The following is a 630-nucleotide window of genomic DNA, read 5'->3' as shown; positions in this document are numbered from 1 at the left end:
TAAAGCAACCTTCATTAATGGGCCATTCTCTAGATCTATACTACTTTGTATACGAGTACATTCTGCTTCAACTTTTTCTGCAACATTTAGTTCTCCATTAAAATCATACACTTTACTTTCTTTACTACTTAATATGTCAAGCGTACCACTTCTATAGACAGCACGTAACATATCATGATGAACCACTAAAGCTTCTAACGCTTTTGTCAAGCTTCCTTCTTCTTTTAAATTTACTGGTATCATCATTGCCTGATTAAAATGGCTTGGATCGATAAGATTCCATGTTTCAAAAGTCTTTATAATTGGTGTAGCTACAACGGTTCCTGTTACTTCATCTTGTTCATTATTATTTTCGGCTGCCGCCATAGCTTCATACGCAATTGCCTCAACAGTATGTTTACTCATTATTGCTTTTACCGAGATATCATACCCAGCCTCACGCATTTTAGAAACAATTCTAATTGCCTTGATAGAATCTCCACCTAATTCAAAGAAGCTATCTTTTACACTTATATTTTTCACATCTAATATCTGACTAAATATTTCACTCAATACCTTCTCTGTCTCAGTTCTCGGTGCGATATATTCTTTATCACTCTTCATTTCAATTTCAGGCAATGCCCTCTTATC

At 34.8% G+C, this 630-nt stretch carries 1 protein-coding gene; it reads right to left on the bottom strand.

The genetic code is table 11. From position 1 onward, the window contains the following. A partial coding sequence (locus tag MR167_RS31635; protein WP_242316245.1) for a phosphopantetheine-binding protein occupies window positions 1-630 on the bottom strand: 630 nt, incomplete at both ends.

It is taken from the genome of Bacillus cereus group sp. BfR-BA-01355 (assembly GCF_022663675.1).
GTDB lineage: Bacteria > Bacillota > Bacilli > Bacillales > Bacillaceae_G > Bacillus_A > Bacillus_A thuringiensis_S.
This window is presented reverse-complemented; position numbering and strand designations above follow the sequence as displayed.